This window comes from Streptomyces sp. NPDC020917 (genome assembly GCF_044333795.1).
Lineage (GTDB): Bacteria > Actinomycetota > Actinomycetes > Streptomycetales > Streptomycetaceae > Actinacidiphila.
This window is the reverse complement of sequence record NZ_JBIRRR010000001.1, coordinates 897,843-904,004: the sequence shown is the minus strand read 5'-3', so window position 1 is coordinate 904,004 and position 6,162 is coordinate 897,843. Positions and strand designations below refer to the sequence as shown.

Genomic DNA, 6,162 nt, shown 5'->3' with positions numbered 1-6,162 from the left:
CCCCGAAGGGCTTCACCGTTCGACTTGCATGTGTTAAGCACGCCGCCAGCGTTCGTCCTGAGCCAGGATCAAACTCTCCGTGAATGCTTCCGGGTAATCCCGGCAACACACGAAAGAGCGGCACCGCGAGGAGGAATAATCCCCGCAGTGCACAGCGTCCTCGCTGTGTATTGCCTTCCCAGCAACGGGAAGGACTTTCAAAGGAACCTCATCCACCACGGATGAATCCGTGAGGGACGGGGTATCAACATATCTGGCGTTGACTTTTGGCACGCTGTTGAGTTCTCAAGGAACGGAAGCTGCCTTCGGTGGCCTTTTCAGGTCCCCTCCGGGCTTTCCCTTCGTTGTGTTCCCACCGTACCCGATTCCCTGGCCGTTTCCTAATCGGCCTCATCGAATTGAATTTTGGCGCACCAAAATTCGACCCGATGAACGGGAAGTCGTAGGTAGTGGGTGGCCGCTCGTCCGATGGGGTCCGGGTGAACCCGTCCCACCGTTTCAGCGGCTCGATCTACATTACGCACGAGCGACGGCCGAGTCAAGCTCAGCCGTCGCTCAAACGTATATTTTCGGCCTCACCGGCCGACGGGGCGTCAGCCCGGGTCAGCCCGCGGTGAGTTCGACCGCGCCGAGGTTGCGCTTGCCCCGCCGCAACACCAGCCAGCGGCCGTGCAGCAGGTCGGCTGCGGCCGGCACCGCGTCCTCGGTCTCCACCTTGGCGTTGTTCAGGTAGGCGCCGCCCTCCTTGATGGTGCGGCGGGCGGCGGACTTGCTGGGGACCAGCTCGACGGCAGCCAGCAGGTCGGCGACCGGAGCGAGTTCGCTGACCTGGGCCCGGGGCAGCTCGCTCAGGGCGGCGGCCAGCGTGCGCTCGTCCAGCTCCGCGAGGTCCCCCTGGCCGAAAAGTGCCCTGGACGCGGCGACGACCGCGGTGCACTGCTCGGCGCCGTGCACCAGCGTGGTCAGCTCCTCCGCGAGCGCGCGCTGGGCGGCACGCGCCTGCGGGCGCTCGGCCGTGGAGCGCTCCAGCTCCTCGATCTCCTCGCGCGACTTGAAGCTGAAGATGCGGACGAAGGTGGAGATGTCGCGGTCGTCGGCGTTCAGCCAGAACTGGTAGAAGGCGTACGGCGTGGTCATCTCGGGGTCGAGCCAGACGGCGCCGCCCTCGGTCTTGCCGAACTTGGTGCCGTCGGCCTTGGTGATCAGCGGCGTGGCCAGCGCGTGCACCGAGGCGCCCTCGACCCGGTGGATCAGGTCGATGCCCGCGGTGAGGTTGCCCCACTGGTCGCTGCCGCCGGTCTGCATGGTGCAGCCGTGGCGCCGGTAGAGCTCCAGGAAGTCCATGCCCTGGAGGATCTGGTAGCTGAACTCCGTGTAGCTGATGCCCTGGTCGGAGTTGAGCCGGCGGGACACCGCCTCCTTGGCGATCATCTTGTTCACCCGGAAGTGCTTGCCGACGTCGCGCAGGAACTCGATCGCGGACAGGCCGGACGTCCAGTCCAGGTTGTTGACCATGACCGCCGCGTTGGGCCCCTCGAAGGAGAGGAAGGGCTCGATCTGGGCGCGGACCCGCCCCACCCACTCGGCGACGACCGCCGGGTCGTTCAGCGTCCGCTCGGCGGTGGGCTTGGGGTCGCCGATCAGGCCGGTGGCCCCGCCGACCAGGCCGAGCGGCCGGTGGCCGGCGTGCTGGAGCCGCCGCAGGGTGAGGATCTGGACCAGGTTGCCGAGGTGGAGGCTGGGGGCGGTGGGGTCGAAGCCGCAATAGACCGTGACGGGGCCGTCCGCGAACGCCTTGCGCAGTGCGTCCTCGTCAGTGGATACGGCGATCAGCCCGCGCCACTGCAGCTCGTCGACGATGTCCGTCACGGTTCCGTGTCTCCTCATACCAAGGGCCGGCCCCCGCGGGGCCAGCTGAAGGGGTCGTGCTCAGGGGTGCGGCTACAGCCAGGTCCGAGCCTACGCGCTCCCGGGTCCCGGGCGCTCCGTGGTTTCGCCGCGCCTGCGCGGGGCGTGGGCGCGGTAGGGACTGACCGTGGGGTCGCCGTCGATCCAGTAGCGCCAGGGGTGGGCGGCGCCCTCGCCGCCGACGCCGGTGCGCGGGCCGGTGCGGACCGCGCTGGGGGCGGGCGGGGCGCCGGCCAGGATGCGGAACGGCCCGGAGCCGTCGGAGCAGGCGTCGGCGCCGTTCAGGGTGCGGTCGACGACGAGGGCGGTAGCGAGCCGGGCCGGGCCCTGGGCGAGGTCGCTGTCCTTGCGCGAGGTGGGCCGGTGGACGCGGGCGAGGCCGGCGCCGGCGATGATCTCGCCGGCTCGCAGCAGGACCCCGCTCGGCCGTCCCTCCGGTCCGCAGACCAGGTTCAGGCAGTGCCACATGCCGTAGGTGAAGTAGACGTAGGTGTGTCCCGGCGGGCCGAACATCACGGCGTTGCGGTCGGTGCGGCCGCGGTAGGCGTGGGAGCCGGGGTCGTTGGGGCCGTCGTACGCCTCGACCTCGGTGAGCCGCAGTTCGATGGGGCCGTCGTCGGTGGCCCGTACCAGGACGCGGCCCAGGAGGTCGGGGGCGATCTCCAGGACGGGCCGGTCGAAGAAGGACCGGGGCAGCGGTGTCCTGCCGGGTGCGGTGATCACGGGGACCGAGCGTAGTGGAACCAGGCGGCGGCGCCTGGCGTTCGTAGTCTTCGCCAAGATCTGTGCAAGAGGCGGCAAACCGAGAGGTGAGGGCATGGGGTTCAAGAAGCTGATGGCGAGCCTGGGTGCGGGCGGCGCGTCGGTGGAGACCGAGCTGGTGCAGGCGGACGTGGAACCCGGTGGCGCGGTCCACGGCGAGGTGCGCGTCCAGGGCGGCTCGGTCGAGCAGCGGATCCAGGGGCTGTCGGTGGGCCTGCAGGCACGGGTCGAGGTGGAGCGCCGGGACGCGCAGGGCAACACGAGCGAGTACCACCAGAACATCGAGTTCCACCGGGAGCAGATCGGCGGGGAGTTCGTGCTCCAGCCGGGCGCCGTGCACCAGGTGCCCTTCACGCTGGAGGTCCCGTGGGAGACGCCGGTGACGATGTTCCTGGGCCGGCATCTGACCGGGATGAACGTGGGGGTCACCACGGAGCTGGCGATCGCCAGGGCGGTGGACAAGGGCGATCTCGACCCGGTGAACGTCCATCCGCTGCCGGCCCAGCAGGCCCTGCTGGACGCGTTCGGGCAGCTGGGGTTCGCCTTCAAGAGCGCCGACCTGGAGAAGGGGCACCTGCATCACACGAGGCAGCGGCTGCCCTTCTACCAGGAGATCGAGTTCCGGGTGCCGAGCCAGTACCCCGGGCTGAAAGAGGTGGAGCTGACGTTCGTGGCGGACGGCGGCGAGATGGACGTGGTGCTGGAGATGGACAAGAAGCCGGGGCTGTTCAGCACCGGCAGTGACACGCACCGGTCGTTCACGATGAGCCTGCACGCGTTCGAGGAGACGGACTGGGCGGCGTACCTGCACCAGTGGCTCGCCGAGGTGGGTGCCAAGCGGAACTGGTTCTAGGGTTCTAGGCTCGCCTGCGAAGGCTTTGGCTGTGGCATGCGATCAGGAGGTGTCGAGGTGACCGAGCAAGCGCGGCGGCCGCTCCCCCATGACTTCCATCCGCCGGTTCCGGCGTTCACGGTGGTCAGTGACGACGTGTCGCCGGGCGCGACGCTGAAGGACGATCAGGTGTTCGCGGCGGGCAACACGTCGCCGCACCTGCGCTGGGAGGGCTTCCCTGAGGGGACGCAGAGTTTCGCGGTCACCTGCTACGACCCGGACGCGCCGACCGGCAGCGGCTTCTGGCACTGGGTGGTGTTCGACATCCCGGCGTCGGTGACGGAGCTGCCGCGCGGCGCGGGTACCGGGAACTTCGCCGGGCTGCCGGCGGGTGCGGTGCAGGTGCGCAACGACTACGGCTCGTTCGACTTCGGCGGGGCCGCGCCGCCGCCCGGGGACGGTCCGCACCGGTATGTGTTCACCGTGTACGCGGTGGACGCGGAGAAGCTCGGACCCGACGCGAGCGCATCGCCTGCGGTGGTGGGCTTCAACCTCCGCTTCCACACGCTCGCGCGGGCGCAGCTGATCGGCGAGTACGAGGTGCCGGCGGGCGGCTGAGGCGGCCGTCCCGGTTATTGCGTTGCAGCGTGGCGCCGGGCGACGCACAGTGGTGCGAGCCCGGTGACGCGGCCACCCGGAACATGCGCCCGGGCGGACCCTGTCCCGGGTGGCCGGCACCGCTGCGGCGGGGGCGGCGGTGCGTCGCGCGACGGATCCCTCCCGTGCCCGAACGGCCGGGGGTGCGGTCCGCCGTGCCCCGGCCGCCTGCCGGAGTCCGGGACCGTACCCGGGCGTCCGCGCCGGCTGACGCGCTCCGGGTGTCCGTCTCACGGGGGACGGCATCCGGGGCGCAGGCGTTCTCCTTCGCCCGGCGCCCGTGGCCTGCCCCGCCTCGTCCGCCGCTCCCCCGTTTTCCCGTCTCCCTTCGCTGCGTTTCCCGTCCCGTCCCCCGTTTCCGTTCCGCTTTCCGCTCGCGGCAGCGGCGCTGCCTTTCCCGGAACTTCCGCGGAGCTTTGCCGGAATGCCCTTCTCCGGTCATCCGCCGTCCTCCGTGGGGAAATTGCGTTGTCCCCGGATGAGCCCGCGGGCACAGTGGACCCACTTCGCCCGTGGGGGGCGAACGGGGCCCGGGAGGTGGGCGGAGATGCGCGAGACGCTGGTGCTGAATGCGAGTTTCGAGCCGCTGTCGACGGTGTCGCTGCGGCGGGCCGTGGTCCTGGTCATGCAGGACAAGGCGGTCGTCGAGCAGGCGCATCCCGGGCTGCGCGTCCGCGCCGCCGACGTCGACGTCCCGGTGCCGCAGGTCATCCGGCTCTGCCGGTACGTGCGGGTGCCGTTCCGACAACGGGCGCCGTGGTCGCGGCGGGGTGTGCTGGTGCGTGACCGGCACCGGTGCGCGTACTGCGGGCGGCGGGCCACGACCGTCGACCACGTGCAGCCGAAGTCGCGCGGGGGTGGGGACACCTGGCTGAACACGGTGGCGGCCTGCGCGGAGGACAACCAGCTGAAGGCGGACCGTACGCCGGAGCAGGCGGGGATGCTGCTGCTGGTGCGGCCGTTCGAGCCGACGCCGGCGGACGCGCTGCTGCTGGCGCTGGGGGTGCGGGACCGGGCGAGCCTGCCGGAGTGGCTGGCCCTCCCGGCTTAGGCGGGGCCCGCGGGGGCCCGGCGCGGGCGGAACGCACGGCGTTCCGCCCGCCCGTCATTTCAGGGCCAGTTGGACGATGGCCACGACGCCGACGACCACGATGAGGCCGCGCAGGGCCGCGGGCGGCAGGCGGCGGCCCACGCGGGCGCCGACCATGCCGCCGACGGTGGCGCCGGCGGCGATCAGGCCCACCGCAGCCCAGTCCATGTGGGCGACGACGATGAAGAAGAGCGCGGCGATGCCGTTGACTATGGCGGCCAGGACGTTCTTGAGGCCGTTGACGCGCTGCAGGGACTCGTCGAGCAGCAGGCCCATCAGGGACAGGTAGAGGACGCCCTGGGCGGCGCCGAAGTAGCCGCCGTACATGCTGGCGAGGAGCATCCCGAGCAGCAGCACCGGGCCGCCGTGGGCAGGGGCGCTGCCGCCGTGGGCGTCCCTGCGGGCCTGCACGACGCGGGCGAGGCGGGGCTGCAGGACGACGAGGACGAGGGCGAGGCCGATGAGGACCGGGACGATCGCGTCGAACGCCTTGGACGGCAGCGTGACCAGGAGCATGGCGCCGGCGGCGCCGCCGATCAGGCACACGGTGCCGAGGCGCAGCACGCGTTCGCGCTGCCCGGCCAGTTCGCTGCGGTAGCCGATGGCACCGGCCACCGAACCGGGCACGAGCCCGAGGGCGTTGGAGACGTTCGCGGTGACGGGCGGCAGGCCGACGGCGAGCAGGACGGGGAAGGTGATCAGCGTTCCCGACCCGACGATGGTGTTGATCGTGCCCGCGCCCACGCCGGCCGCGAGGACGGCCACTGCTTCTGCTGGGGACATGAGGACTCTCCATGATCTCGGTGCAGCCTCCCCGCCATGGAGGTCGAGGGGTGCGGTGTGATCATGTCAGCCGTGCGGTGGGGTTGTCGAAGGTCGTGCGGGCCGTCCCTGCCACCGGGCCGGTCCGGTC

The 6,162-nt window shown here is 71.0% G+C and carries 6 protein-coding genes and 1 rRNA gene; 3 read left to right on the top strand and 4 right to left on the bottom strand.

Annotated features, from left to right (window positions below):
• The 3 genes from ACH4TG_RS03905 to ACH4TG_RS03895 all read right to left on the bottom strand — a co-directional run.
• Nucleotides 1–84: ribosomal RNA gene (locus ACH4TG_RS03905) — 16S ribosomal RNA — on the bottom strand; the annotation flags it as partial.
• Nucleotides 85–603: 519 nt separating this feature from the next.
• Nucleotides 604–1,869, bottom strand: coding sequence for a tyrosine--tRNA ligase (gene tyrS / locus ACH4TG_RS03900; protein ID WP_398240423.1), 1,266 nt, complete (start codon nucleotides 1,867–1,869; stop codon nucleotides 604–606).
• Between the two features lie 90 nt (nucleotides 1,870–1,959).
• The gene (locus ACH4TG_RS03895) at nucleotides 1,960–2,631 is read right to left on the bottom strand and encodes a DNA-3-methyladenine glycosylase (RefSeq protein ID WP_398240421.1); all 672 of its coding nucleotides are present in this window, start codon (nucleotides 2,629–2,631) and stop codon (nucleotides 1,960–1,962) included.
• Nucleotides 2,632–2,725: 94 nt separating this feature from the next.
• Here ACH4TG_RS03895 and ACH4TG_RS03890 point away from each other — a divergent pair, with 94 nt between their 5' ends.
• The 3 genes from ACH4TG_RS03890 (at nucleotide 2,726) to ACH4TG_RS03880 (ending at nucleotide 5,210) form a co-directional block, all read left to right on the top strand.
• The gene (locus ACH4TG_RS03890; protein ID WP_398240419.1) at nucleotides 2,726–3,523 is read left to right on the top strand and encodes a sporulation protein; all 798 of its coding nucleotides are present in this window, start codon (nucleotides 2,726–2,728) and stop codon (nucleotides 3,521–3,523) included.
• Between the two features lie 57 nt (nucleotides 3,524–3,580).
• The gene (locus ACH4TG_RS03885) at nucleotides 3,581–4,120 is read left to right on the top strand and encodes a YbhB/YbcL family Raf kinase inhibitor-like protein (protein WP_398240417.1); all 540 of its coding nucleotides are present in this window, start codon (nucleotides 3,581–3,583) and stop codon (nucleotides 4,118–4,120) included.
• 586 nt (nucleotides 4,121–4,706) lie between these two features.
• On the top strand, nucleotides 4,707–5,210 hold the full coding sequence (locus ACH4TG_RS03880; protein WP_398240416.1) for an HNH endonuclease: 504 nt from the start codon (nucleotides 4,707–4,709) through the stop codon (nucleotides 5,208–5,210).
• A gap of 54 nt (nucleotides 5,211–5,264) precedes the next feature.
• Here the strand turns inward: ACH4TG_RS03880 and ACH4TG_RS03875 are convergent, their stop codons facing one another.
• On the bottom strand, nucleotides 5,265–6,032 hold the full coding sequence (locus ACH4TG_RS03875) for a sulfite exporter TauE/SafE family protein (protein WP_398240414.1): 768 nt from the start codon (nucleotides 6,030–6,032) through the stop codon (nucleotides 5,265–5,267).
• Nucleotides 6,033–6,162: the final 130 nt, after the last annotated feature.